The 25,737-nt window shown below is 48.5% G+C and carries 20 protein-coding genes and 1 tRNA gene; 8 read left to right on the top strand and 13 right to left on the bottom strand.

What is annotated here, in order from left to right; translation table 11 throughout:
* Positions 1 to 451: 451 nt before the first annotated feature.
* From PsB1_RS04035 to aroA, 12 genes are all read right to left on the bottom strand, one after another.
* On the bottom strand, positions 452 to 3,709 hold the full coding sequence (locus PsB1_RS04035; RefSeq protein WP_284359245.1) for a methyltransferase domain-containing protein: 3,258 nt from the start codon (positions 3,707 to 3,709) through the stop codon (positions 452 to 454).
* A 534-nt stretch (positions 3,710 to 4,243) separates the two neighbouring features.
* A complete protein-coding gene (locus tag PsB1_RS04030) occupies positions 4,244 to 5,620 on the bottom strand; it encodes an ABC transporter ATP-binding protein (RefSeq protein ID WP_284359243.1) in 1,377 nt (458 codons plus the stop codon).
* Positions 5,621 to 5,664: 44 nt separating this feature from the next.
* Entirely contained in the window at positions 5,665 to 6,483 is an 819-nt protein-coding gene (locus PsB1_RS04025) for an ABC transporter permease (RefSeq protein WP_284359241.1), read from the bottom strand.
* Between the two features lie 521 nt (positions 6,484 to 7,004).
* Positions 7,005 to 7,886 (bottom strand): glucose-1-phosphate thymidylyltransferase RfbA, encoded by an 882-nt coding sequence (gene rfbA, locus PsB1_RS04020; protein ID WP_284359239.1) that lies wholly within the window; start codon positions 7,884 to 7,886, stop codon positions 7,005 to 7,007.
* Positions 7,883 to 8,956 carry a dTDP-glucose 4,6-dehydratase gene (gene rfbB, locus PsB1_RS04015; RefSeq protein WP_284359237.1) on the bottom strand — a complete coding sequence of 358 codons (1,074 nt, stop codon included), beginning with the start codon at positions 8,954 to 8,956 and terminating at the stop codon, positions 7,883 to 7,885. Before rfbB ends, rfbA begins: the two co-directional genes overlap by 4 nt.
* Positions 8,957 to 8,959: 3 nt before the next feature.
* The gene (locus tag PsB1_RS04010; protein ID WP_284359236.1) at positions 8,960 to 9,919 is read right to left on the bottom strand and encodes a glycosyltransferase family 2 protein; all 960 of its coding nucleotides are present in this window, start codon (positions 9,917 to 9,919) and stop codon (positions 8,960 to 8,962) included.
* 657 nt (positions 9,920 to 10,576) lie between these two features.
* The gene (locus PsB1_RS04005) at positions 10,577 to 11,677 is read right to left on the bottom strand and encodes a GHMP family kinase ATP-binding protein (RefSeq protein ID WP_284359235.1); all 1,101 of its coding nucleotides are present in this window, start codon (positions 11,675 to 11,677) and stop codon (positions 10,577 to 10,579) included.
* Between the two features lie 326 nt (positions 11,678 to 12,003).
* Positions 12,004 to 12,555, bottom strand: a complete 552-nt coding sequence (gene rfbC / locus PsB1_RS04000) for a dTDP-4-dehydrorhamnose 3,5-epimerase (RefSeq protein WP_284359234.1) — start codon at positions 12,553 to 12,555, stop codon at positions 12,004 to 12,006.
* Positions 12,556 to 12,616: 61 nt separating this feature from the next.
* Positions 12,617 to 13,483, bottom strand: coding sequence for a dTDP-4-dehydrorhamnose reductase (rfbD, locus tag PsB1_RS03995; RefSeq protein ID WP_284359233.1), 867 nt, complete (start codon positions 13,481 to 13,483; stop codon positions 12,617 to 12,619).
* A gap of 735 nt (positions 13,484 to 14,218) precedes the next feature.
* Positions 14,219 to 14,294, bottom strand: a tRNA-Ala gene (locus PsB1_RS03990).
* 187 nt (positions 14,295 to 14,481) lie between these two features.
* Positions 14,482 to 15,000: a TIGR02300 family protein gene (locus PsB1_RS03985; RefSeq protein ID WP_284359232.1), complete on the bottom strand. Its 519-nt coding sequence runs from the start codon at positions 14,998 to 15,000 to the stop codon at positions 14,482 to 14,484.
* Positions 15,001 to 15,107: 107 nt separating this feature from the next.
* Complete coding sequence (aroA, locus tag PsB1_RS03980) at positions 15,108 to 16,409, bottom strand: 3-phosphoshikimate 1-carboxyvinyltransferase (RefSeq protein ID WP_284359230.1); 1,302 nt, start codon at positions 16,407 to 16,409, stop codon at positions 15,108 to 15,110.
* Positions 16,410 to 16,551: 142 nt separating this feature from the next.
* Between aroA and cmk the strand changes: the two genes are divergently transcribed.
* The 8 genes from cmk to PsB1_RS03940 all read left to right on the top strand — a co-directional run bounded on the left by cmk (position 16,552) and on the right by PsB1_RS03940 (position 24,485).
* Positions 16,552 to 17,184, top strand: coding sequence for a (d)CMP kinase (cmk, locus tag PsB1_RS03975; protein WP_284359229.1), 633 nt, complete (start codon positions 16,552 to 16,554; stop codon positions 17,182 to 17,184).
* 155 nt (positions 17,185 to 17,339) lie between these two features.
* Entirely contained in the window at positions 17,340 to 19,037 is a 1,698-nt protein-coding gene (gene rpsA / locus PsB1_RS03970; protein ID WP_284359228.1) for a 30S ribosomal protein S1, read from the top strand.
* A 178-nt stretch (positions 19,038 to 19,215) separates the two neighbouring features.
* On the top strand, positions 19,216 to 19,512 hold the full coding sequence (gene ihfB, locus PsB1_RS03965) for an integration host factor subunit beta (protein WP_284359226.1): 297 nt from the start codon (positions 19,216 to 19,218) through the stop codon (positions 19,510 to 19,512).
* 218 nt (positions 19,513 to 19,730) lie between these two features.
* Positions 19,731 to 20,402 carry a phosphoribosylanthranilate isomerase gene (locus tag PsB1_RS03960; RefSeq protein ID WP_284359225.1) on the top strand — a complete coding sequence of 224 codons (672 nt, stop codon included), beginning with the start codon at positions 19,731 to 19,733 and terminating at the stop codon, positions 20,400 to 20,402.
* Entirely contained in the window at positions 20,389 to 21,600 is a 1,212-nt protein-coding gene (gene trpB, locus PsB1_RS03955) for a tryptophan synthase subunit beta (protein ID WP_284359224.1), read from the top strand. The genes PsB1_RS03960 and trpB overlap by 14 nt, the downstream gene beginning before the upstream one ends.
* Positions 21,600 to 22,430 (top strand): tryptophan synthase subunit alpha, encoded by an 831-nt coding sequence (trpA, locus tag PsB1_RS03950; RefSeq protein ID WP_284359223.1) that lies wholly within the window; start codon positions 21,600 to 21,602, stop codon positions 22,428 to 22,430. Before trpB ends, trpA begins: the two co-directional genes overlap by 1 nt.
* Positions 22,427 to 23,269 carry an acetyl-CoA carboxylase, carboxyltransferase subunit beta gene (accD, locus tag PsB1_RS03945; protein WP_284359222.1) on the top strand — a complete coding sequence of 281 codons (843 nt, stop codon included), beginning with the start codon at positions 22,427 to 22,429 and terminating at the stop codon, positions 23,267 to 23,269. Before trpA ends, accD begins: the two co-directional genes overlap by 4 nt.
* Positions 23,270 to 23,300: 31 nt before the next feature.
* A complete protein-coding gene (locus PsB1_RS03940) occupies positions 23,301 to 24,485 on the top strand; it encodes a thiolase family protein (RefSeq protein ID WP_284359221.1) in 1,185 nt (394 codons plus the stop codon).
* A gap of 40 nt (positions 24,486 to 24,525) precedes the next feature.
* Here the strand turns inward: PsB1_RS03940 and PsB1_RS03935 are convergent, their stop codons facing one another.
* A complete protein-coding gene (locus tag PsB1_RS03935; RefSeq protein WP_284359220.1) occupies positions 24,526 to 25,581 on the bottom strand; it encodes a Glu/Leu/Phe/Val dehydrogenase family protein in 1,056 nt (351 codons plus the stop codon).
* Positions 25,582 to 25,737 lie beyond the last annotated feature (156 nt).

The following is a 25,737-nucleotide window of genomic DNA, read 5'->3' as shown; positions in this document are numbered from 1 at the left end:
TGGGTTCAACTTTACGCATCGCAGTAATGGCTGATGAAGCTAAACTGCGATTTAATACCTTAGCCCGCTTCGGTGGGTCTGCTCTACCCCCTGTGATCAGGTTGGGTTTTGGCCACGCATCGATTAAGACCATCATTAACCTACACCATTGTCTTTTAGGGAAAGTCTAAACTAGAGGCAATGCACTTGTTCATTTTGATTGGCTTTTAATCAATGGGCGATGAATAAGTGTAAGAACTTCCTCTTTTAACTAAAAAATAATGTCCAATGATGCTGGGACTAAAAACAGAAAGATCAGTTCATGGTATAAATGGAATAGAGCATGAGCGTAAGATCAGCAGTTACCGATATAAGCTCGCGTTTCAAAAGTACAACGTTTCCAGATTTTTTGCTATATACTTCGCCTTATTGTGAATTTTTGCATATTTGGTGTTTCCTCCCGTATAATTGATCAAAAGGGTGTTTGATCAAAACGAGTGCTATAGAGGACAAGTTTTCGATTTTCGCGTACAGGGTTAAATCCCAATTCACGAAGTATATTCGCTAAAATGGACCAGGCTGCCTCTGCCCCCCATGTGTTTTCAGCAAACGTCAAGCCATTTTGGCGCAAGTGATACCACGCGTTTTCATCTTGATAGAGTTTCGCAACGGCGTGAGCAAAAGCTTCAGCCTCATCGGCTATTACAATGTTTTCGCCGTCAGTTAGCAACATCCCTTCGGCCGCCAATGAAGTCGCAACCACAGGGAGACCCACTGCCAGTGATGTACCAATCTTGCCCTTAATGCCAGCGCCATAACGCAATGGTGCGATTGAGACACGTTTTGTATCGAGTAAGGTGTAAAGATCTTCGACAAATCCTGTTATAATGACGTCATTTGTTGCCAGTGCTTCTATTTCTGGGGGGACATTGCTGCCGACGGCATAAAAACAAACTCCAGGTAATAGAGTACGTAAAATTGGCATGATATCAGCCACAAAATACTGAACGGCATCAACGTTTGGCGTATGTTGATAGCCGCCAACAAAGACAATGTCTGCGCGCGCGGAAAAGTCACTTGTCTTCGCTTTTGTAGCTAGGATCAATGGAAAGAGATAAAGTTTCGCCTCTGGTAGCAAGGGACGTAAGATTTCAAGCTCTGCAGTGCTATGTATAATCGAGGCATCAGCTGTTTGAATGGCATTCAACTCGCATCGCCGCATATTTTGTGCGGCTTTTCGCATCGCTTTGTTATTCAGTATCTTAGCTTCACGAGACATACGCAGAAAATGAAGATCAACCGTACAATAGAGTATCTTAGCGTTGGGGCAATATTTTCTGATCGTATGCGCATGCTGCTCGACCACACTTGGACGAAAAAGGAAAGCAAGGTCGTAACGTTGACCTTGTTCTTCTATGTGTTGTTTAACTGTACAAATGTATGGCGCATAAAGCACTTCAATACCGTTACGTTGTAATAATTGAGTGTAAATGGGCATATATAAAAAGTTACTTTCTGCAATGAAAGTCACCTGAAAGCCCATTTCGCGGAGAAGCAACAGGAAGTTGAAGGCCGTGACTGAGCCAGCATCTTGGTCTGGCGTAGGAGTGCAATGGTCAAGCACCAAAACCCGGTAAAGCGCACGCCGATCTTTAGCCTGATCAACCTCGGTGCCATGGACTTGATGCGTTACCAAATGGTGCTGCCAACGCTCTTTGAGCTTGAGACTATTAACAACCTGGTAGGCCTTCACACCCTGGCTGGCGTCAGTCCCTGAAGTAATACCTTCATAATGGATGACCGAAGACATAGGTTGGTAGATCACCCGATGCCCTTTGTCTCTGATTTTTAGCGCGAGGTCACTATCCTCGCAATAGGCCGGTAAGTAGTGCTCATCAAAGCCACCTAGCTCGTCGAACAAAGATTTGGGCACCATAATTGAAGCCCCGGAACAATAGTCAACTTCACGCGCATAATTGTAAACAGGAAGCATTGGGTCCTGAAATCGACCGAAATTCCAAGCACTTGCGTCTTGCCAGATGATGCCACCGGCCTCTTGCAAACGGCCATCGGGGTAGATGAGCTTTGAACCGGCAAGCCCAGTACCTGGAAAATTATGGAAAGTTCGGAGCAGTTCATCCATCCATCCAAGTGTAACTTCGGTATCATTATTTAGGAAATGAAGATATTTGCCCTTTGCTGCATTGGCGCCAATATTGCAGGAACGGATGAAGCCAAGATTACGCTTATTATGCATTAAGCGGATACCCTTCACCATTTTACTCAATATTTCCCGTGAGTTATCAGGGGAGCAATCGTCAACGATAATGACCTCAAATGCTGCTGAGCTAGGATGAGCTGCAATGGAAGCCAAACAGCACAAAGTGTAGTCTATCTTGCCGTAAATCGGTATGATTACCGAAACCAGAGGGTCATCCTTAGTGGGAATTGAAATTATTGAACAAGGAATTGTCTTCCATTCAATGAAATTGGATACTGGCTGATCGCTTGGCTTATTCTCCCTTAGCTTTGGAACATTGAGTTCAGGAATTGTTGACGCATGCGTCCCTGTAGCTAGCAGAATGCGAGGGGATAGTTTTATGATCCAGTTACGATGTTTGATTTTGGTTTGAAGACTAAATGGCAGCGCCTGATAGATGCGCTTTGCAAAACGCAGAGAGGCTTTTGCATAACGCTTCGTCTGGGCTTTTTGTGAAGAGATCCATTGACTGGCCTCCCGCAAAGGCTTGGTAATGCGCCATGATGAACTTGTCGTTAAAGCCAGAACTTGTGCTCGTGCTTCATTCAATTCTAAATGAAGGCGTATCTTTTCCTCGGTAAGGCTAGCGACCTCTTCATCTCGTTCTATCATTGTCTGATTAAAATCTACCACCTGATGGTCACGCCCTGCATTTAAGTGATATATGGATTTTGCCCAATTGGCAAATCCAACATAGTGGTTAATGAAATCGATGGAGACAGGATAGAGCACAGACATGCCAAGCTTTGGAAGATTTACCCGGGCAGAAGTACAGATCGCCATAAAATACACTGGATCCTTAAGACTTCCAGCATGAGCCTTCAAATGACTTCCATCATCTGACCAGATGGATGGTGGAATGTGTGCGCCATCTAAGTCCTGAATGAGTGATGATTTTTGCAACTTTTGCCCGAAATATTCAATTTTACTGAATTGAGTTCTTAGAAGATCATCAAATTCCTGCAAATCTAATTCTTTTACCTGTAATAGGTTATGCTCCCCACTTTCTTCAGATTCTTTTACCTGTAATAGGTTATGCTCCCCACTTTCTTCAGAATAGATTGGTCGATTAGGCAAAGAAATGATGAGGATTCCATCTGGACGCAGCACACGTCTCATTTCGCTGAGCATCTCCTGTTGCTCAGCCAGATGTTCAATCGTTTCAAATGAGACTATGACGTCAAACGAATTGTCAAGGAAGGCAAGATGTGTTGCGCTGCCCTGAACAAACTTGAGATTTGGTTTATGATAGTTGGAAGCTGCGTGATGAACTGCATCATCACTCATATCCATGCCGATTACTAAACGCGCAAAATCGGCCATGAGAAATGAACCATAGCCCCCCCCACAAGCAATATCTAAGATTGATTTTTCTTTGACGACATCCAGAACAGCGGCATATCGATGGTAATGTTCAAGGCGGATCTGACCTTGCTCCGTTGGGATATATCGCTCATTTGTGAATTGCATTCACACCTTCCCCTTGCAATCATAAGCTGTGCTTGTGGTCAGGATAATGAAGATTCCATAGCACAAAACTCGTGTTAAAACTGCCTGATAAACCTAAACACCAACCCCGGTCACAACCAGTTGTTCATGGGCTGGCACACCCAATCGGCCTACTCATTTCTAGCAAGCCAATGATCGATAAAACTGTTCAACTTGTATATGAAAAATCAAACCCCAACTGCGATGATATCTCAACAAGCGTTTGCATGTGGAAGGCATACATCAGTGGTTTCCACTACGATCATAGCTGCCAAGCTGAACAAAATCACTCAACTTGCATCAACCGATAGATCATCTTGCTTGTAGGGACGGTGCTTGGCACCACTTGCAGACAATTATTTTATGTATTTGGTTTTAATAGATTGATTTACCAACCCCCAATTGATGAACGATCTGGTGGGGTTAAACCCAAGGCAAGCAAACAATTGCTTGCCATTTGAAGAGAGGCCTTAAAGATTTTGACCATGAAGATCAAAATTAATCATAGCATAGCATTTATTTCAGCGCTTTCAGCATGATGCTTTTCATAGGTATCCCGACCAGCCCAAAACAAATTGAGCTAGCATGCACTTTAATCATAAGGGCCTCGTGTATCCAATGATGCTGAATATGGTTTTCTTGCGTCCCACCAGCAATTGCAACACCAATTGCGTAATCGCCAGATGGTAAGAGTGGCAAACGAAATTCAAATCTAGCAACAAGCTCACCGCCTTGGCGAACAGATTGTGGAATGTGTTGAAAGCTAAGGAAAGTATTATCACCAAAAACGATCTGACCTAGGCGATTTTTAAAGTTAAAACCGATAATGGGCCTATCAATATGATTTAGGGCTTGGCATTTGATTTCCAAACTTACATGCTCACCACCAACAATCCACGATAATGGCATCCCATCTTGATCAAGAAGTCGCACTGAGATTATTTGCGCCTCACCCGAGCCAAAACCAGCGGCTTCTGGATTGAACCGAAAAATTTCGATATCATTACGTAAAGTTGAAGAATTGATCAAGGATTCACGTATGTCGCGAAACTCGATGTTTTCATCCAAACTTTCTTCTTGAAGCGTATGTTTTTTGGATGCTTGGTCTGAAATCCCATCCACGACTTGGTTAGATTCATAAACCATTTCGAGGTAATGTTCACAAACCCTTTTTGGCAAACCAATTTCAACGACTTGCCCTTTCTGGAGTAAAATTGCCTTGGTGCATAATTTAACAACAGCACCTGTATCGTGACTTACAAAAAATAGCGTTCCGCCATTGGTTTGAAACTGCTCGATAAAACGCATACATTTTTGAGTGAAAAATGCATCGCCTACAGAAAGTGCCTCATCCACCACCAAGATATCTGCATCCACATGTGCGATAACTGCGAAAGCCAGTCTGACCATCATGCCACTGGAATACATTTTAACAGGCTGCTCAATAAAATCACCAATATCGGCAAATGCAGCAATTTCGTCGAACCGTGCGGCAATCTGATCCATACTCAATCCAAGCACTGCCCCATTCAGGAATACGTTTTCTCTTCCTGTAAATTCTGGGTTGAAACCTGATCCAAGTTCTAGGAGCGCAGCGATGCGTCCGTTGGTTTGGATGTTGCCGCTAGAAGGGTTAAGGGTGCCACAAATCATTTGCAGCAGTGTTGATTTCCCGCTGCCGTTTCTGCCAATAATGCCGATCGTTTCGCCTCTTTTAACCTCGAAACTCACATCCTTTAGCGCCCAGAATTCATGAAAATACTGTTTGGCCGGGCGTCCAGTTAAACGGTGCAGGCGCGGCAATATCATCTGCTTGAGTCTGTCACGAGGTTGATCGTAGATCTGATAGCACTTGCTTAGGTTTTCAACTCTAATTACATTATCATCAAGCATGCGCATAACTCAGCAAAGTCAAAACAGGTGGTTTTACGTCTGATTTATAAGACATCAGCAAACCCCTTACGTGTCTTCTGAAACCAAGCAAAACCCATCCAAGCAAGGATGATGGAGACCAGCCAATATATGGCGAGCATCATAAAGTTAGGTGCTTTACCGAAATAAAGTACGGCCCGCACTTGCTCGATCACCAGTGTAAGTGGATTTAGGTAAAGGAGGTGGCGGTATGATTCCGGGAAACCAGAGGCTGGGTAAAAAACGGGGCTGAGGAACATAAGCACCATTGTGAAAACTCCGATTATTTGCCCAACATCTCGCAAATAGACCCCTAGCGATGCCAAAGCCCAACTCAAACCAATTATAAAAAAACCATAAGGGATCAGAATGAGTGGTAAATAGAGCGAGGTGATGTGGGGAATACCAAACAGTATCATGTAGGCAGCAAGCCAAACGAATAAGCTTATGACCGTGTGGTAAAGAGCCGAGAGTAAACTGACGATGGGCAAAATTTCTAGCGGAAAAACGACTTTCTTCACATAATTGACATTAGAGAGAATTAGGCTTGGAGCGCGATTGATACATTCAGTAAAGAGATTGAACACAATTAATCCGGCAAATAGCACTAGCGCAAATTCAGTCTTTGATTCATTACCTTCACTCCATCGGGCCTTAAAGACTTCGCTAAAGACGAAAGTATAAACCGCCAACATGAGCACAGGGTTAAAGACCGACCACGTCAAGCCCATCGCTGAGCCCCGGTAGCGACCCTGAACTTCACGTTTAGTGGATTCATAGATCAGGCTGCGATTTCGCCAGAGGCTGGTGAACATTTCAATAGGGGTGGAACGGAATTTACGCATTAACTATTCACTTCCGCCACAGCAAAAGTTTCGTCCTTAGCAATTTTGGAGGAAATGAATAATAGGTTTCCGTTAAACTTGCCGATCTGAGGAGCTGTATGAGGGGTAGGTTGCAACTTGTGAGTGCTGACATGGCATAGATTGTACGTGCATTGGGGTCTATCATGGTAGCACAATGGAACGAATATGCGCATGCTAGGTGGTTGTATTTTCTGTGATCATTCCAACTAGCCATTAAACAATAGTTTGTCAAACTGAGAACAAATCAGCGGTCAATACAAAGAAGTAGCCATGCACCCATGCCAACAATTTGCCTTGGATTGGCAAAAATAAATGCTTAAGGCCTTCAATAGCAAGTTTGGCGCAGCAGCTTGATAAAACTGGTACTTTCATAAAGGTCTTACCTATCATATTCTCATATTCTGCTCTGTGTACACTTTCATTCAATCAGGTAGCATCTTCACCAATGACCGTGGTTGGCTTATGGACAATCTTGGGCCTTGAGAATGGTGTGGCCTTCATCAAAAGATGTTTTCCTTGAGAATTCTTAATAGATATTGTCCGTAGCCATTCTTAGTGAGGGGTTGGGCCAGTGCCTCAAGTTCGTGATCTTCAATCCAACCTTGGCGGAACGCAATTTCTTCTGGACATGCGACCTTAAGGCCTTGGCGGTTTTCCAATGTGGCAATGAATTGACCAGCCTCAAGCAAACTTTCGTGCGTACCTGTGTCGAGCCAAGCATAGCCTCGTCCCATGGTTTGTACATTGAGTTGTCCCAAAGTGAGATAGGCTTGGTTAACGCAGGTGATTTCGAGTTCACCGCGGGCACTGGGTTTAACAGCCTTGGCGATTTCCACCACTTGTTGATCGTAAAAGTAAAGACCTGTAACCGCATAATTGCTTTTGGGTATCTTTGGCTTTTCAGCGATGCTGATGGCTTGACCTTTCAGGTCGAACTCAACCACTCCGTAGCGCTCAGGATCATTCACATGGTAAGCAAAAACGGTGGCACCAACCGTGCGGGCACCAGCCGACTTTAGCATAGGCTGAAAATCATGACCGTAAAAAATGTTGTCACCAAGTACAAGGGCGCAGGGGTCTTGGCCTATGAATCTCTCCCCAATGATGAAAGCTTGCGCCAAGCCGTCCGGATTTGGTTGAACGCCATAGTGCAAGTCCATACCCCATTTTGAGCCGTCACCGAGTAATTGCTGGAAGAGTGGCGTGTCGTTTGGCGTGCTAATGATGAGTACATCGCGAATGCCAGCCAGCATGAGTGTGGTGAGCGGATAGTAAATCATGGGTTTATCGTAAACAGGTAGCAGCTGTTTGCTGATCGCGAGTGTAGCCGGGTGAAGACGAGTACCTGAACCGCCGGCGAGAATGATGCCTCTACGGTTCATGTGACCATCTCTTGACCATATTGGAAGCTTACCCAGTCCCGGTAGCTGCCGTTTTGAACGTGCTCCACCCACTCCGAGTTATCAAGGTACCACTGAACAGTCTTGCGGATACCAGTCTCGAAGGTCTCGGCCGGTCTCCAACCCAATTCTTGCTCAATCTTCCGGGCATTAATGGCATATCGACGATCGTGACCTGGGCGATCGGTCACGTAGGTAATTTGTGCCGCATAGCTTGTTGCGTCAATTTTGGGGCGGAGTTCATCTAATAAGGCGCATATGGTTTTTACAATCTCTATATTGGTCTTTTCGTTCCATCCACCAATGTTATAAGTCTCCCCCACACGACCGGCATCGAGTACTCGACGGATGGCTGCGCAATGATCTTTAACGTAAAGCCAGTCGCGCACTTGCAGGCCATCACCATAAACGGGCAATGGTTTGCCAGAAAGAGCGTTGACGATCATCAAGGGGATCAGCTTTTCTGGAAAGTGATAAGGTCCATAATTGTTACTGCAATTGGTAGTTAGTACCGGCAAACCATAGGTGTGATGCCAAGCTCTAACCAAATGGTCACTCGCGGCTTTGCTTGCGCTGTAGGGACTGTTAGGCTCGTAACGAAAATGTTCGGCAAACGGTTGAGCATCTTTGGATAAAGTGCCATAAACCTCATCGGTACTGACATGTAAAAACCGAAAGGCGGTTTGATCGGCTGGCGGCAGACCAGACCAATAGGAACGAACCGATTCAAGCAAACAAAAACTGCCAACGATGTTGGTGTTGATGAAAACTTCGGGTCCAGAGATGGATCGGTCCACATGGCTTTCGGCAGCGAAGTTGATGACGGCGCGAGGACGATGCTGATCCAGCACATGCGCCAGGAGATTACGGTCACCTACGTCCCCACGAACAAAAATATGCCGAGGATCACATCGAAGGTTCGCCAAGTTTTTTAAATTACCAGAATAAGTGAGTTTGTCGAGGTTGACCACCGACTCTTGCAAGTCTGCCAGCCAATCCAAGACAAAGTTGCTGCCGATAAAGCCGGCACCCCCGGTGACCAAAATTGTCATCTGTCAAAGCTTTCCGAAAATTGCAGCCGTGATCAATCCCAAGTTTCCAAGGAATGTCTGACGGTAAATGCCGCAGCGTTTGAGGTTGATCAGTCTAGGGATCAAACTCATTTGGCGGGCCTTTGCGAAACGAACGAGCATGTTTTTGTTGAATGGGGTAAGGCGATGACTGATAGCACCCAGTGCCAAGATGTGACGGTCATTCCAATTCTTAAATTGGCCTTGCCACAACATGTTGATGCGAGCGAAGCGCGCAGCCCAACTAGCATTCATGCCAATTAAGTTGGCATCATGCTGACGATAGCGTAGAGTGGGAGTGGGGTCATAATGGACCAGGCCCCCGCACCCCGTTACGACGATGTAAGTCCACCAGTCGTGAGCAATTACAGGAAGTTTCTCTCCAGCTTCTCGCAGAATACTTCGGGCAGCATTGTTGAAAACCATAGTATTCCCCCCCCCAATATTTTGCATCAACGCATTGGCAAAGCTGGGTGGACTTGTAAATAGTGGGGAAACACTGATCTCATCGTTCTGCTCATCGACCAAGCGGGTTCTCGAACAATATAAGGCAGGAATCGATTCTGGAATGGTCGATAGCCACGCCAGAGCACGGCTAAGCTTGTTGGGTTCCCAAATGTCGTCCTGATCTGAGAAGGCATAATAATCGGCATCCAGATCGGCTTTACAAGTCAAGGACAGAAAATTAGCGGCAAAACCCAGTGCCGGACCGCGATGGATCGTAAAATGACCCTTAGGCCATTTGTGTTGGTAGGCTTCAAGTATAGCAGGCGTATCGTCTTGTGATCCATCATCAGAGGCCCAAATTTCAACATGTGTGTGGGTTTGAGCGGCAATTGAATCCAATTGCTCGGCAAGGTAATGCTGGCCGTTATAGGTGCACAGCAGTATGGCCACTTTGTGCTGGTCCGTTGTGGAGCCAGTTAATTCATCTGTATTCGGCACAAAATCTAACCTTTAGCCGGATCAATCTTGAACCATGGGGGCAAGACCATCTCACTTGCCCATCTATCCCCAATATCAAATTGAGCATTGAGTTTATTCACTGATCTGGCTCCACCTATAAAATGTCACTTATTCAGCTCAGCTGTTAATTTATCGCCCGAAAAGGTTCCCAATACCTTATAAGCTCTGGAAAATCCCATAATCAAATGAGCTTGTTCATTAAGGAATATCCAAGTGTCTCGATGAATGTGTTTAAATACAAGCTGTAAGAAAGTAAAATTCAACTTAAAATCTCTATCTTTTTTGGTCCAGTTCAATGATGATGGACAGTAACAACCATAGACCAATGAACAATCATCCTCATATAGTGGCAAAATATGCTTATATTATGTCATAATTGAACTAAAAGCCATTGCTAACTCAAAAAATTGGCCAAGCTTTGGGGGGATCGAACTTGGATCGTTCTACCAAATCGGTGGCCCAATCCACCCGATCAGGCATAAGAATGGCCCGGAACAGGCCCAGTAACAAAACAATTAAGTTTAAATGTTTCAATGCATTAGATTTAGAAATCGCCATCCCACTTGGTGTGATCGAACAATAACCATAAAGGCAGATATCAACTTTAGAGTCATTTGCCTGTGGGCTGGTCAATGCTCACGCAATTCTCCATGCTTGCGCCCCGTATTTTGTGAAGTGGCAGTTACTCACTTGCCCACCAAAGCTATTGAGGGTGCGGATTACATCCATACGCTTTTCGGTAGGTACAAAAAACCACATGAAGCCACCCCCCCCTGCCCCGGAAACCTTTCCAGCCATGGCCCCTGCACGAATTGCTGCATCATAGATCGTATCAATATGCGGATTTGAAACCGTTTTGGCCGATCGTTTCTTATTCACCCAACCCATACGCATCGATTCGACCAGACCGGGAAAGTCGCCACGCAGCAAACATTCCTTCATAGCTGATGCTTCACTTTTTATACCATGCATTGCTTCCAAAGCATCAGATGCGCCGATTTTAATATTGTTACTTTGATCGGCGATTATATGAGCCGATTCGCGTGAAACGCCTGTAAAGTAGAGTACCAGTGACGATTCTAGCTCACAAATAATCCAGTTCTTGATGCGAAGTGGATTTATTAAAGCGCGCTCATTGGCATAAAATTCCATGAAATTGAAACCACCAAAAGTCGCAGAATATTGATCTTGTCGGCCGCCTTGGAACCCACAATCAACCCGCTCGATCTGATAGGCAATGTGGGCGATGGTGTAATCGTCCAGCGGCAAATTCAAGAGTTCACCAAAGGCACGGATCATTGCCACCACCAGTGTGGAAGAAGAACCCAATCCGGATCCTGCCGGTGCGTCACACAATGTGCTCAACTCTAATGATATTGGCTTGTTACCATTGAAATGGTGAACGATGTGGTTGTAAACTGCTTTATGCAAATCAAGTTGACCATCAAGCGGCAAAGGCACTTGCGCAGGTATCTCCAATTCGATCTGTAGGTCGGTTGCAAGAAAGCGCACCATTGGCTCGTCTAGGGTCTTGATGACTGCATAGGCGTAGCGGTCGATCGCCCCATTGAGAACATAGCCGCCATATAGATCGCAAAATGGCGAAACATCGGTACCACCACCGCCTAAACCAAGCCGCAAAGGCGCACGCGCGCGAATAATCAAAGGGTCACCATTATGGACATTATCGAAGTGAATTGTGTTAGAATAAGTGCGGTCCCTACTAAGTTTTTCCATGATGTTCAAGTCATCCCCTAGTGATTTTTTCCAGATTAATCAACAAGCACTTTATTCAGGACCTTTCTAATCCTTGAACACTTGAGTTAAGCAATCAGCACTATAGATCCAGTCATCGTCCCCATTCGTGATAGGTCACACGCTTGGTGATTTACGAAGGGGATGAAAGATACGCATGCGGACAATGATAAAAATGAGAAGAAAAAACAACTTTACCTCAGACCTAATGGACTTGATCGGCATTGTTCTGGGCTTTACCTATTAAGGCGCGAACGGCTTAGACCCAGAAAGATAAAGCCATTTTAAAGCTTTAGACCTATCCTTTGTTAAAAGGGTGAGTTGAATTCATTGAATCTTGGCCATAATGTGTCTCTTGGGCTGACAAGTGCATCACCTGGTGAGATTGGCCAATCTATTCCAAGGGCTGGATCATGCCATAGTAGGCCACCTTCATGATCTGGGCTATATCCGTTTGAGACTTTGTATATCACTTCCGTGTGTGTACTTATGGTGCAAAACCCATGTGCACACCCGATTGGGACCAAGATTTGTTGCCAATTATCAGCCGACAATTCTACCGAGACATGTTGGCCATAAGTTGAAGATTGCTTTCGCAAATCGACGACGACATCAAAAATCGCGCCACGTACCACCCGTAACAGCTTGGCTTGAGCCTTTGGTTGTGTTTGAAAATGCAAGCCCCTGACAACCCCGCTTTGGGTTGATAATGAGTGATTGTCCTGCACCCATGCCAATTCAATACCAATTGAACTCATGACTTCCTGGTTGAAGACTTCAGAAAAGAAACCGCGCTCGTCCATGTGTCGTTTGGGTTCAAGAATCAGCAAACCAGCGATTTTCGTTTCAATGATTTTCAACTTTGATCTCCGTTATCCCTTTATCGCACCACTTCGACTTTTGTGTTAAGCCCAACGAACTTTAGCTTTCATCGGCTAAACACTGAAGGCAATGCGCAAGCCCATTTTGCCAAGTATCAAGTTCAAAACCCATCTGCTGGATGCGGCTTGTATCTAAAACTGACCGGAGGGGCCGCACAGCAGGGGTAGGATAATCTTGGGTCCGAATAAACTGGAGCACGGGCCGGTGTCCATATCGGCGATTGAAATCATCAAAAACGGCTTCTGCAATATCGGCCCATGTTGCCGTGCCAATATTTGCGAAATGGAAAATCCCACGACATAAGGGTTCATTCGACATGATTTTGATTAAAAAGAGACAAGCCTGAGCTAAATCACGCGCATAGGTCGGACGACCAAACTGATCATTGACTACTGACACCACGTCGCGAGTGGCTGCAAGTGTTCGCATTTTTTTGACAAAATTTGTTCCAAATCGGCTAAAGACCCAAGAGGTTCTCAAGATGGATATATTAGAATTTAAAGCTAAGATGCGTCGCTCGCCTTCGCTTTTGGTTCTGCCATAAGCATTGAGTGGGTTGACCTGCGAACTAACATCATAAGGAAGTTCGCTATGCCCATCAAATACATAGTCGGTTGAAACATGGATCAATGGAATATTTAAGTGTAAACAAGCCTTTGCAATTTGCTCAACACTAAGAGCATTGATCGCATAGGCTAGATCTTCCTCACGTTCTGCCTGGTCGACTTGGGTATAGGCCGCAGCATTGATTACCCCAGACGGGGCGATTTTGACGATGGCAGTTTCAACACCGTGCGGCTCAGCTAAATTGATCGTTTCGCGGCCAACGAAGTTAAACTCACCTGTAGGAGAGATAGCTGCGAGTTCACGGGCTAGCTGCCCTGTCTTTCCAATAACGAGTATCATCTTGCCTGCTGATGATTGATGTGTTTCAGGGCCTGACATAGGCCATCGATGAACAGAAGGTTTTCAGTCAAGGCCTCCATACATTCATAATCTCACATTGAAACAAGTCTAGTGTGTATCCGTTTGCGGGTATTGTGCAAGGGATCAACCCTGACATTATCCAGCCAAGATCCAGTCAAGTCTCGCCCTGCTTGATCATTTCACCCGTCAATTGAGCCATTTCAGTTAGATCTGAAAAGCCTTTTGTTTCTTAACAGCATCACATTGAAGCCATGCATGAAAATTAAGCGGCTAGGTTGATGGCATCTGGGGTTGAAGGCTATTGAATTTTGGCCGATCAACAACCCATCGGACTGAGAATCCCAAATGTCCCCGACACGCCATATTCTTTGAAAATTCTTCAAAATGTGAGAATTTGTTTATCTTTCAACCAATTGGGATAAACAATTCCTTGCAATCCTTAAAAGCCCATTGATGTTTTGTGATGATAGGACAATCTTATGCTTGATCTACAAAGTCGGCTCAATAACTAACATATCCTTAACACGGGTCATGCTCCAGGGTTGATCAGAAGCTGATAAGGCTAGATCAGCTGATATCAGGATCATGTTCCTTATAATCTCAATCCTCGCTGCACGATCTTAAGGCTGCAAGTTCAAGCATGGTTGATAGACTGGATTATGTGAGTAAGCTTGCATCAGACGTAAATGGTGACGACCTGCTTTGACAAGAAAATGGTGGAGCCAAGGGGAGTCGAACCCCTGACCTCTTGAATGCCATTCAAGCGCTCTACCAACTGAGCTATGGCCCCAACGGGCTTGACCCAAAGATCTTTGCCGAAAGAGTTGCGGGCTCCACAACCCGCAAGAGCGCCGCGTATAAACGTCCCCTGCCTGTCGATCAAGACACGCGGCGCAGCCAACATGCGTTCGATATGCGATGCGGACTTAAAGGACCAACATTGGTCTCATCTTTGGCTAGATGGAGCCATAAGACCATTAGCGTGGGTCTACATCCTCATCATCGGGACCGGGAATATCGCCAATATCGTCGTCGATCAGGTCTTCATCATCTTCCAAGAATGGAACTTCATCATCGCCCGCGGTTGGATCATCATCATCCAATTCTTGTTCAGAGAAGCCTTCAGGCACATCGGCCCCGCTGGTGCCTTGATTTATGGGATCGGATTCTTCATCGTCATCCAATTCCAAGGGCGCTTGATCCACAGCGGCGGCGTCGAGTTCAGCTGTAACCTCTTCTTGCTCCAGCTCATCTTCGTCCATGTCTGGATCGAGAACTTTGGCTGGCGCATCCTCATCCTCTTCCTCGGCTTGTGCTGCCAGTTTTGGATCAAAGGCAGTTAAACGGGCTTTGGCCCTGCGCGCTTTCACAGCTTCATCGTCTGGGTCAAACACATTGCTACATTTTGGGCATTGTGCGGGGCGCTTATGTAGGTCGTAAAATTTTGCACCGCAGGCAGGGCATAATTGTTTTTCGCCAAGATCTATTTTAGGCACGTTTGAAGCTCCACTGGCCTATGGCCACGATGGGAAGGTAAATCCAAGGGCGCAGCGCTTGCCACGTTAAAAGCACGCTGTCAAAACCTATGCTGCAGTAAATTGTCTTATGCGCCCGATTGGTGGCGTAATTGAGCCAAGACTTCAAAAAAATTTGGAAATGTTTTGGACGTGCAGGCAGGGTCTATGATGGTCACACCTTGATTGGCAAGGCCCGTGATCGCCAGCGACATGGCCATGCGATGATCGTCAAAGGTGGCCACTTGGGTTCGCACCAAACGGGAAGGCCGGATCAAAAGCCCATCGCGGTTTTCGTCTAAATCAGCTCCCATCGCCCGCAATTGCGTGGCCATGGCATGAATCCGGTCGGTTTCTTTCCAGCGCATGTGTTCAACGCCCTTGATCAAGACGGGTGTGGTGGCATTGGCCGCTATGGCCGCCAGTGTGGGGGCTGTATCGGATATGGCGTTCATGTCGATCTCAAGACCACCTAATTGGGCAGGACCAATAACGGTCAGGCCTCGGTCATCCTCTTCCACCGTGGCTCCCATGGCTACCAAGGCATCGACAAACAAAACGTCGCCTTGCAGCGCTTTTCGGCTTAATCCTGCAACGGTAACCTTACCCCCTGTCACAGCGGCGGCCGCAAAAAAATATGAGGCGCTCGAGGCATCTGGCTCAACGGCGTAACTCGCTTTGGCTTGATAGGCTTGGCCAGCGGCGACCACCAATCGGTTGGGTTCTGGGCGTTCAACCTGCACGCCCCATTGGGCCATCATGTCGATCGTCATAACGATATAGGGCTCTGAAACGATGGGCCCTGTGAGGACAAGTTCAGTGTTGGCCTTTGCAAAAGGCGCAACCATCAAGATCGCACTGACTTGCTGGCTGGATCGCTGGGGATCTAATTCAAGTTTCCCGCCACGTAGGCCCGCACCATTTATTGTCAGGGGAAAATGACCCTCGGCTTCTTCGCACACAATTATAGCACCTTGCGCACGCAAAGCCTCAAGTAAATCACCCATAGGCCGTTTGCGCATAGCCGCCACACCATCAAAGCCGATGGGCTTGGAGCCCAAAGCACTCAAAGCCAGTAAAAAGCGCGCCGCTGTCCCTGCATTGCCAACAAAAAGGTCGGCGTGACCGCCATTTGGACTGGGTAAATTGCCGCCGCAGCCTTCTACAGTAAAGCGCGCAGCGGCCGGGTCATGAGCAACGTTAAAGCCAAGCGCATTTAGGCAGGTCGCAAAAATGCGGGTGTCATCACTATCCAAAGCACCATTTAAAATGCCAGGGCCATTAGATAAGGCTGCAAGCAATAAAGCGCGATTATTGATGCTCTTAGAGCCCGGTACAGTTACTAGGCCACGGGCTGGCGCTTTGAAAGGCGGAACAAAAAGGGTCTCCATCCGCTCTGCCTAAGCCACGCGCGCTCCAAAATAAAGGTGTGGGCTGCCTCAGAGTTAAGCAGAGCGGATGCTTTGGCAGGTTTGCAAGCCTCATCTAGATTGGTAAGGCAGGCGCGCATACCAAAGGATTAGGCGTTTCCCCATGATCATTGCTGTTGACGGGCCATTGGCTGCGGGCAAAGGAACCATCGCCAAGGCCTTGGCGCGTCACTATGGTTTGCCCCATATGGATACAGGCAAGCTTTATCGCAGTGTTGCCTATCGGCTTTTAGCTCTGGGCAAGTCACCTGATGATATCGTCAGCGCGACACAAATTGCGCATGGGTTGAGCCTCGATGGCATTGAAGACCATAATTTACGCACCGCCCAAGTTGGTGCGGCTGCATCTGTGGTTGCCGTTCATCCCAGTGTCCGTCAGGCGCTTTATGACCTCCAGCGCGGTTTTGCGCTCCAGCCAGGTGGTGCTGTGCTCGATGGGCGCGATATTGGCACGGTCGTATGCCCCGAAGCCGATGTGAAGCTTTTTGTGTCTGCGAGCTCAGAAGAACGCGCGGGGCGTCGGTTGCAGGAGCTTTTAGCGCAGGGCGAGGCGATCTCCTACGCGGATATGCTGGCCCAAACCCTCGAACGCGATGCGCGCGATAGCGGGCGGGTGGATGCGCCGTTGCGGCCCGCTGAAGACGCCCACTTGCTCGATACCACTGGGCTGAGTATAGAGGCGGCTGTGGATAAAGCCCGATTGATCGTGGATCATATTCGTTTGGCCAAAAGCTGAGCGTATCGACCGCGAAATTCCAACACTCGGCTTACTGCGTAATAGTCAATATCAGGCGTTCTTAGACGCAAGGTGCGAAGGCCGCAGGACCGTTCGCACAAGACCGCTGGAGCCAACCAGTAGGCCTGCTTTCATTTATTCGGAGATACTAATCAATGAGCGACATGCTCCTTAACCCGAGCCGGGACGATTTCTCGGCACTGTTAGAAGAATCCTTTGGGGCCCGTGGCGGCCTGACCGAAGGCAAAGTGATTTCTGCAACCATCGTTTCCATTGAGAATGATTTTGTTCTCGTGGACATTGGCCTTAAAACCGAAGGCCGCATTCCCTTACGCGAATTTGGCTTGGAGGGTTCAACTCTTAAAATCAATGACACGGTAGAAGTGTATCTTGACCGGATTGAAAACGCCTTGGGCGAAGCGGTGGTTAGCCGCGAGAAAGCACGCCGCGAAGAAGCTTGGGGTCGCCTTGAGAAGCTATTTGCAACCGGTGAATCGGTTGATGGTGCCATAGTGGGCCGCGTTAAAGGTGGCTTTACGGTTGACCTTGGCGGTGCCAATGCTTTCTTGCCAGGCTCGCAAGTCGATATTCGTCCAGTGCGAGATGTTGGGCCTTTGATGAATATTATGCAGCCTTTCAGCATTTTGAAAATGGACCGACCGCGCGGTAATATCGTGGTTTCACGCCGTTCGATCCTGGAATTGGATCGCGCTGAAGCCCGGACCGAAATTGTGGCTGGCTTGGCTGAAGGCGAAATTCGAGACGGAACCGTTAAAAACATCACCGATTACGGCGCGTTCGTCGATCTCGGTGGCGTTGACGGCTTGTTGCACGTTACCGACATGAGCTGGAAGCGCATCAGCCATCCTAGCCAAGTTTTAAATGTTGGCGATACGGTTCAAGTTCAAATCGTCAAGATCAACCCAGATACGCAACGTATTTCCCTAGGCATGAAGCAATTGCTCTCTGATCCTTGGGACGGTGCGGAAGACAAATATCCAGTTGGCGCGCGCCATTCAGGCGTCATCACCAATATCACCGATTATGGTGCCTTTGTTGAGTTGGAATCTGGCGTTGAAGGCTTGGTACATGTCTCTGAAATGTCATGGACCAAGAAAACCTTACATCCTTCTAAGATCGTCAATCCTGGCGACCCAGTTGACGTTATCGTCATTGATGTGGATGGCGATAAGCGCCGTATCTCTCTAGGGATTAAACAAGCGCAACCAAATCCTTGGGAGGCATTTGTTAGCCAATTTCCAGTTGGCTCAACCATCACTGGCGAAATCAAGAACATCACCGAATTTGGTTTGTTTGTTGGCGTCAACGAAGAGCTGGATGGCATGGTGCACATGTCCGACATCGATTGGAATCAAACTGGCGAAGACGCCATCAAGAATTTCAAACGTGGCGATATGGTCGAAGCCAAAGTTCTCGACGTTGATGTTGAAAAAGAGCGTATTTCCCTTGGCATCAAGCAAGTATCTTCAGATCCATTTGCAACCGAGACCCTCAAGCGCGGTCAGACTGTAACTTGCACAGTAACTGAAATCGCTTCGGGCGGGATTGAGGTATCGATTGGCCCAGAAAACGTCATGAAGGCATTTGTTCGCAAATCCGACATCTCACGCGATCGCGCCGAACAGCGCCCGGAGAGATATGCAGTTGGTGACCGGGTTGATGCTGTTGTTACAGCGATTGATAAAGCAACCCGCAAAGTGTCGGTTTCGATCAAGGCCTTAGAAATGGCTGAAGAAAAAGAAGCCATTAGCCAATTTGGGTCCACGGATTCTGGGGCTTCCTTAGGCGACATCCTAGGTGCCGCACTTCGACAAAAAGAACAAAAAGACTAATAGGGATCGCTAACTTTTAAGTGAAGTTCAGACAAAACGATATAAAACAGAAAGGCCAGAGCATCGCCTCTGGCCTTTCATAATGAAGGGTGTTGATAAATTTCCATAAAAAGGGTTGCGCATACCAGGTTTTTTGATGCTATATAGGATATTAACCTTTTTGGGTGGATAGACCAATATGTTAAGATCAGAACTAGTTGCTAAACTTTCTGCTGAGAATCCACATTTATTTCATGGTGACGTAGAGCGCGTTGTTGATACTGTGCTTGAAGAAATAACCAAAGCCTTAGAGCAGGGTGATCGGGTTGAGTTGCGCGGATTTGGGGCTTTTTCCGTTCGCTCACGCGGTGCACGCCAAGGCCGCAACCCAAGAACTGGCGAAGGGGTGGCTGTGCAAGCTAAGCATGCGCCTTTCTTTAAAGCCGGTAAGGAATTGCGTGCCCGTCTCAATGGTGGTGTTGACCCCGGCGAGTGATAGCCAATCTTAAGTTAACTTTGATCGTTTTGCTTTGATTGGGTTATGATCGTTTCTGTATCAGTTCTAACTACGTGGCCGGCAGCATTGCATTTGCATGCAATTCCATATGTTGGATCGTGCTATGGTAACTCACTTCGGTGATTTCAAGGCTAGAAGGTGGCCCAGATTTTGTGCCATTGTCTTAAGATATAAGGCTAAGCCTTTACAGGGCACTAATGTTATCTGTTCGCGCTAAAATTTGTGGGTTGGTAACGGCTGCTTCGCTCGCCACCGCTCTTGATGGTGGTGCTGCCTTTGTTGGCTTTGTGACTTACCCCAATAGCCCGCGCTATATTAGCCCGAAGGACGCAAGGACTTTAGCGCAATTGGCCTTAGGGATTGCCGACACCGTATCGGTCCTTGTGGATCCAGATGATGCTTTGCTCGATGCCGTCATCGGCGATTTAGCGCCTGATCTCATTCAACTTCAAGGTTGCGAAAGCCCGCAACGTTGTGCGCAGATTAGAGCGCGCGGCGTTAAAATCATCCGCGCTTTCTCAGTGGAAGCGCGCAGCGATCTTGATCCAATTTTACCATTTTTGGAATATGTTGACTATGTTTTGTTGGACGCAAAGCCACCAGTAGGGTCCTCGCGGCCGGGTGGATTAGGGCACACCTTTGATTGGACAATCCTGTCAGACTTTACCTGCGAACGCCCTTGGTTTTTGTCTGGTGGGCTTACGCCGGAAAATGTAGCGTCGGGCATAAGTCAAACGGGTGCAGCCTTGGTGGATGTGTCCTCTGGTGTTGAAAGCGCTCCGGGTCTAAAAGATAGTGCACGCATTGCCGCCTTTCTCGCGGCCGTTAATGAGACAGACTGGACCAATAGTCAAAATGGACGCACGTAACTCCTGGGGATCATATCCCGACGCGCAGGGTCGCTTTGGCCAATTTGGCGGTCGGTTTGTGGCAGAGACACTGATGCCCAATATTTTGGCCCTGCAACAAGCTTATGAAGACGCCAAGGCTGATCCGACCTTTCAAGCGAATTTGGATGTTTTCCTGCGTGACTACGTTGGCAGACCAAGCCCACTTTATTTTGCAGAGCGGCTGAGCCAGCATTTTGGCGGGGCCAAAATTTATTTTAAGCGCGATGAGCTCAATCATACCGGAGCCCACAAAATCAATAATTGCATGGGTCAGATTTTCTTGGCGATGCGCATGGGCAAGATTCGCATCATTGCAGAAACAGGTGCAGGTCAGCATGGGGTTGCCACCGCAACAGTCTGTGCCCGCTTTGGCCTGCCTTGTGTGGTCTATATGGGTGCCACCGATGTGGAGCGCCAAAGCCCAAATGTTTTTCGTATGAAATTGTTAGGGGCCGAAGTGCGCCCGGTGGATGCTGGAACCGCCACCCTCAAGGACGCGATGAATGAAGCGCTGCGCGATTGGGTGACCCATGTCAAAGATACGTTTTACATCATAGGCACAGTAGCTGGCCCTCACCCCTATCCCCAAATGGTGCGCGACTTCCAATCGGTAATTGGGCGCGAAACAAAAGAGCAGATATTAGAGCGTGAAGGACGCCTACCCGACGCTTTGGTTGCCTGCATTGGCGGTGGCTCAAATGCCATTGGCCTATTCCATCCGTTTTTGGAAGATGAAGCGGTTAAGCTTTACGGCGTGGAGGCCGCCGGGCACGGGATAGAAACAGGTCAACACGCCGCGGCCTTAACCGGCGGGCGGCCTGGCGTATTACATGGCAATCGCACTTATTTGTTGCAAAACGACGATGGTCAAATCATCGATGCACATTCGATTTCCGCAGGCCTTGATTATCCAGGCGTTGGGCCAGAGCATGCTTTCTTGAAAGATACCGGTCGGGCCATTTATTTATCCGCGACCGATGATGAGGCGCTCGACGCGTTTCAATTATGTGCCCGGCTAGAAGGGATATTACCCGCTCTCGAGCCATCCCATGCCTTGGCGCGCATTGGGGAGATTGCCAAAGATGTTGGCCGTGGTGGGATTGTGGTGATGAATATATGTGGGCGAGGGGATAAGGATATTTTCACCATCGCCAATGCGCTTGGGGCCAAAGTATAATGCCGGTTGCACGACTGACAAACGCTTTTGCGCGCGCAAAAGCAGAAAATCGGGCCGCTTTAGTAGCCTATGTCATGGCCGGGGACCCTAGCCTTGAGAGCTGTGCGGCGATCCTAGATGGCTTGCCGGGCGCTGGTGTAGATGTCATTGAATTGGGCTTTCCGTTTACCGACCCAATGGCAGATGGCCCTTCCATCCAGCGCGCTGGCATTCGTGCCCTTAAAAAGGGCACGACTTTGCGAAAAACACTCGCACTCGCGCAGGCATTTCGCGTCAAGCATCCAAAAACCGCTTTAATTCTTATGGGTTACCTCAACCCGGTCGAGACATTTGGGTATCAGGAATTTTCAAAAGAGGCCGCCCTCGCCGGTGTTGATGGTGCGATCATTGTCGATGCACCCCCTGAAGAAGATGGGGAGCTTCGCGCTGCCATGGCAGAGCAAGATTTAGCTCTGATACGCCTTGTAACCCCAACATCAGATGCAAAGCGTTTAGCCACACTTCTAAAAGGCGTGACGGGCTTTATCTATTATGTCTCGGTAGCAGGGATCACGGGCGATAAGTTGATTGAAACCGCCGACATCGCCCAAGCTGTAGGCCAAGTGCGCCTTGCTTCGCCCCTTCCTGTTGCGATTGGCTTTGGCATTAAGACGCCCGAAGCAGCAGCCAATACCGCTAAGATCGCCGACGGCGTGGTTGTGGGTTCTGCGCTGGTTGATGTGATTGCCACGGCGTATGAAACGGGACAAAATGGCGCGCAAGCTGGTGCCAGTTTTTGCCAATCATTATCGCGGGCCATTATGGATGCCCGACTGGAACCTATCGTATGACCAGCTGGATCGACCGCATTCGCCCAGGCATCAATAAGCTTCTGCAAAAGCGGGAGAGCCCAGATAATCTGTGGGTGAAAGACCCCGATAGTGGCGAGATGCTCTATCGCAGTGACCTTGAAAACAGCCAATGGGTCACCCCGTCGGGTCGGCACATGCGTATCGGGCCTGAACTGCGCTTCCGCTATATCTTTGACGGCGAAAGTTGGCTCGCTATTGATACACCAAAAGTGGTCGAAGATCCTTTAAAGTTCAAAGACGATAAGCGCTATGTCGATCGGCTGAAAGATGCGCGACAAAAGACCGGACGCGACGATGCTATGGCCATTGGCTATGGCAAGATTGGTGCTTTGCCAGCGGTGGTCTTAGCGCAGGACTTTGGCTTTATGGGCGGCTCGCTCGGCATGGCCGCAGGTGAAGCCTTTGTCAAAGCCGCAGCGGAAGCGATTGAGCGTAATTGCCCGTTGATTTGTTTTACAGCTGCGGGTGGTGCGCGGATGCAGGAAGGGATTTTATCCTTGATGCAAATGCCCCGCACAACGCTTGCCATTGATCGACTGCGTCAAGCTGGCTTACCCTATATCGTTGTGTTGACCGACCCAACAACGGGCGGGGTGACTGCGAGTTATGCTATGTTAGGCGATATCCACATTGCAGAGCCCGGCGCTCTGATTGGCTTTGCCGGGCAGCGCGTGATTGAACAAACTATCCGCCAGAAACTACCACCAGGCTTTCAACGCTCTGAATATCTATTGGAGCATGGCATGGTCGATTGCGTGGTGGACCGGCGTGAATTGAAAGCCACTTTGGCGCGCATTCTTGGCCTTTTGCGCACCTAATCAATCCAAGATCACCCCGCCAAGAAGGAAGATGATGATGCAAGACCCTATTGCCATTGTTGGCTTAGCCCGCACCCCTATGGGTGCCCTGATGGGTGATTTAAGCAGCTTTAGCGCCAATGAATTGGGCGCTTTTGCGGTCAATGCTGCGCTCGGTCGCTCTGGTATCGCAGGCAGCGATGTGGACTGGATTTTGATGGGCTGCGTTTTGCCTGCGGGCCAAGGGCAAGCCCCAGCTCGACAAGCTGCTGTTAAGGCAGGTCTGCCGTTAAGCGTTGAAGCAACCACTGTGAACAAGATGTGCGGCTCGGGCATGCAAGCGGCGATTATGGCGGTCAATGCCATCAAAGCTGGTGAGGCAAAAATCGTGATCGCAGGCGGTATGGAAAGCATGTCCAATGCGCCTCACCTCATCAAAACCCATCGCACGGGTATGAAATATGGGCATGATCGCCTGATGGACCACATGGCTCTGGATGGACTAGAAGATGCCTATGAAGGCAAGCCTATGGGTTTTTATGCCGACCAAGTGGCGCGCGACTATCAATTCAGCCGTGAGGCTCAAGACGCTTATGCGATCGAGACGCTGACCCGGGCACAGGCTGCTATCGCGTCAGGAGCGTTTGCGGGCGAAATCACGCCAGTCACGGTTTCAGGTCGCGCGGGAGAGCAATTGATCGACACCGACGAATTACCCCGTAAAGCGCGACCCGATAAAATCCCAAGCTTAAAGCCCGCCTTTAACAAGGACGGGACAGTCACGGCCGCCAATGCATCAGCGATTTCAGATGGCGCTTCGGCTCTAGTGCTGATGGAACAGTCGGAAGCCAAAGCACGCGGGATCACCTGTCTTGCGACAATAGTTTCGAGTGCCGCGCATGCGCATGAGCCCGCTCTTTTCACCACGGCACCGGTCTTCGCCATCCAAAAAGCGCTCGCCAAAGCGGGTTGGGCGATCAGCGAAGTCGATCTTTTTGAAATCAACGAAGCCTTTGCCGTGGTCCCTATGATTGCCATGAAGGAATTGGGACTGGATCATAGCAAAGTGAATGTGAACGGTGGAGCCTGTGCCCTAGGTCACCCGATTGGCTCCTCAGGAACACGGATTATCGCGACTTTGGTCGCGGCCTTACGATCACGTGGTCTCAAGCGTGGGGTTGCCAGCTTGTGTATTGGCGGCGGTGAAGCCACCGCTTTATGCTTAGAAGTGGCTTAGGGCTTGGACTGATCTAGCCCTAAAGATGACATCCAAGCGACTAGGGTGGTGTGCCACGCCCAATGAGCCTTTGCGCCATCTTATCGGCGACCACATCCGGTGGTAGAGATTCGCGCGCGGAGGTAGCAAAAATGGCTTCCAAGGTTTGGGGGATTTTTTGGATATGCTTGATCACTTTGGCGCTATCATAGGAACCACCTACCTCATAGGATACATTGATGATCCCCCCCGCATTGACGACATAGTCAGGGGCATAGAGTATGCCGCGCTGTGCCAAGGCTACCCCATGGCGGGGTTCGCTTAATTGATTATTGGCGGCACCACACACAATTTTAGTGCGCAAAGAACCAATACTTGCGTCGTTGATCACCGCACCCAGCGCGCAAGGTGCCAAGACATCAACATCCGCACTTAAAACCTGATCTATACCTATCACTTGCCCGCGGGCTTTATCTGCTGCAGCTTGAGCCCGTATCGGATCTACATCGGCAATAAGGATTTGCGCACCTTCCTCGCCGAGGCGACGCGCCAAATCCGTTCCAACTGCCCCGGCACCTTGAATGGCAACACGGATCCCGTCGAGGTTGTTTCGGCCCAGCGTATATTTGACGCAGGATTGGATTGATAAGAGCACGCCAAGGGCTGTCATAGGGGAAGGTTCGCCACCATACCCAGCTTTAGGGTCCCTGCCGAAAACATGGGCGGTTTGACCGGCGATTTCTTCCATGTCCACAACGGTCATGCCAACATCTTCTGCCGCCAGATAGCGTCCGCCCAAGTGATTGATCGCTTTGCCTAAGGAAGCCAAAAGTTCTGGGCTCTTGTCTGTTCTGGGATTTCCAATTAAAACAGCTTTTCCGCCACCTAGCGCCAAGCCTGCCAGTGCGTTCTTGTAACTCATCCCGCGCGATAGGCGCAAAACATCGGTTAGTGCGTCATCTGATGTGTGATAGGTGGACATCCGAACCCCGCCAGCTGCAGGTCCAAGTGTGGTGTCATGAATCCCGATGATGGCTTGAAGGCCTGCTTTATAGTCGTGGGCAAAGACGATTTGTTCATGGTGGTCGAATTCACCATGGTTGAACACTGCAGTCATTCATTCAAGCCTTTACAGTCCATTGGTCACACGCTCCTGCCATTAATGTTTAAGCAGGCATGAGGCGTAGCGTGACGCGCGGGTTTCGACTACATCTCTGTGCTTGACGCAACCCCAGTGTGCACCTTTGGTGCCATTTTTACATAGAAGTGCTTT

The organism is Candidatus Phycosocius spiralis (assembly GCF_030158815.1).
GTDB classification, from domain to species: domain Bacteria; phylum Pseudomonadota; class Alphaproteobacteria; order Caulobacterales; family Aquidulcibacteraceae; genus Aquidulcibacter; species Aquidulcibacter spiralis.
The sequence above is the reverse complement of the archived record's forward strand: the minus strand, read 5'-3'. Positions and strand labels throughout refer to the sequence as shown.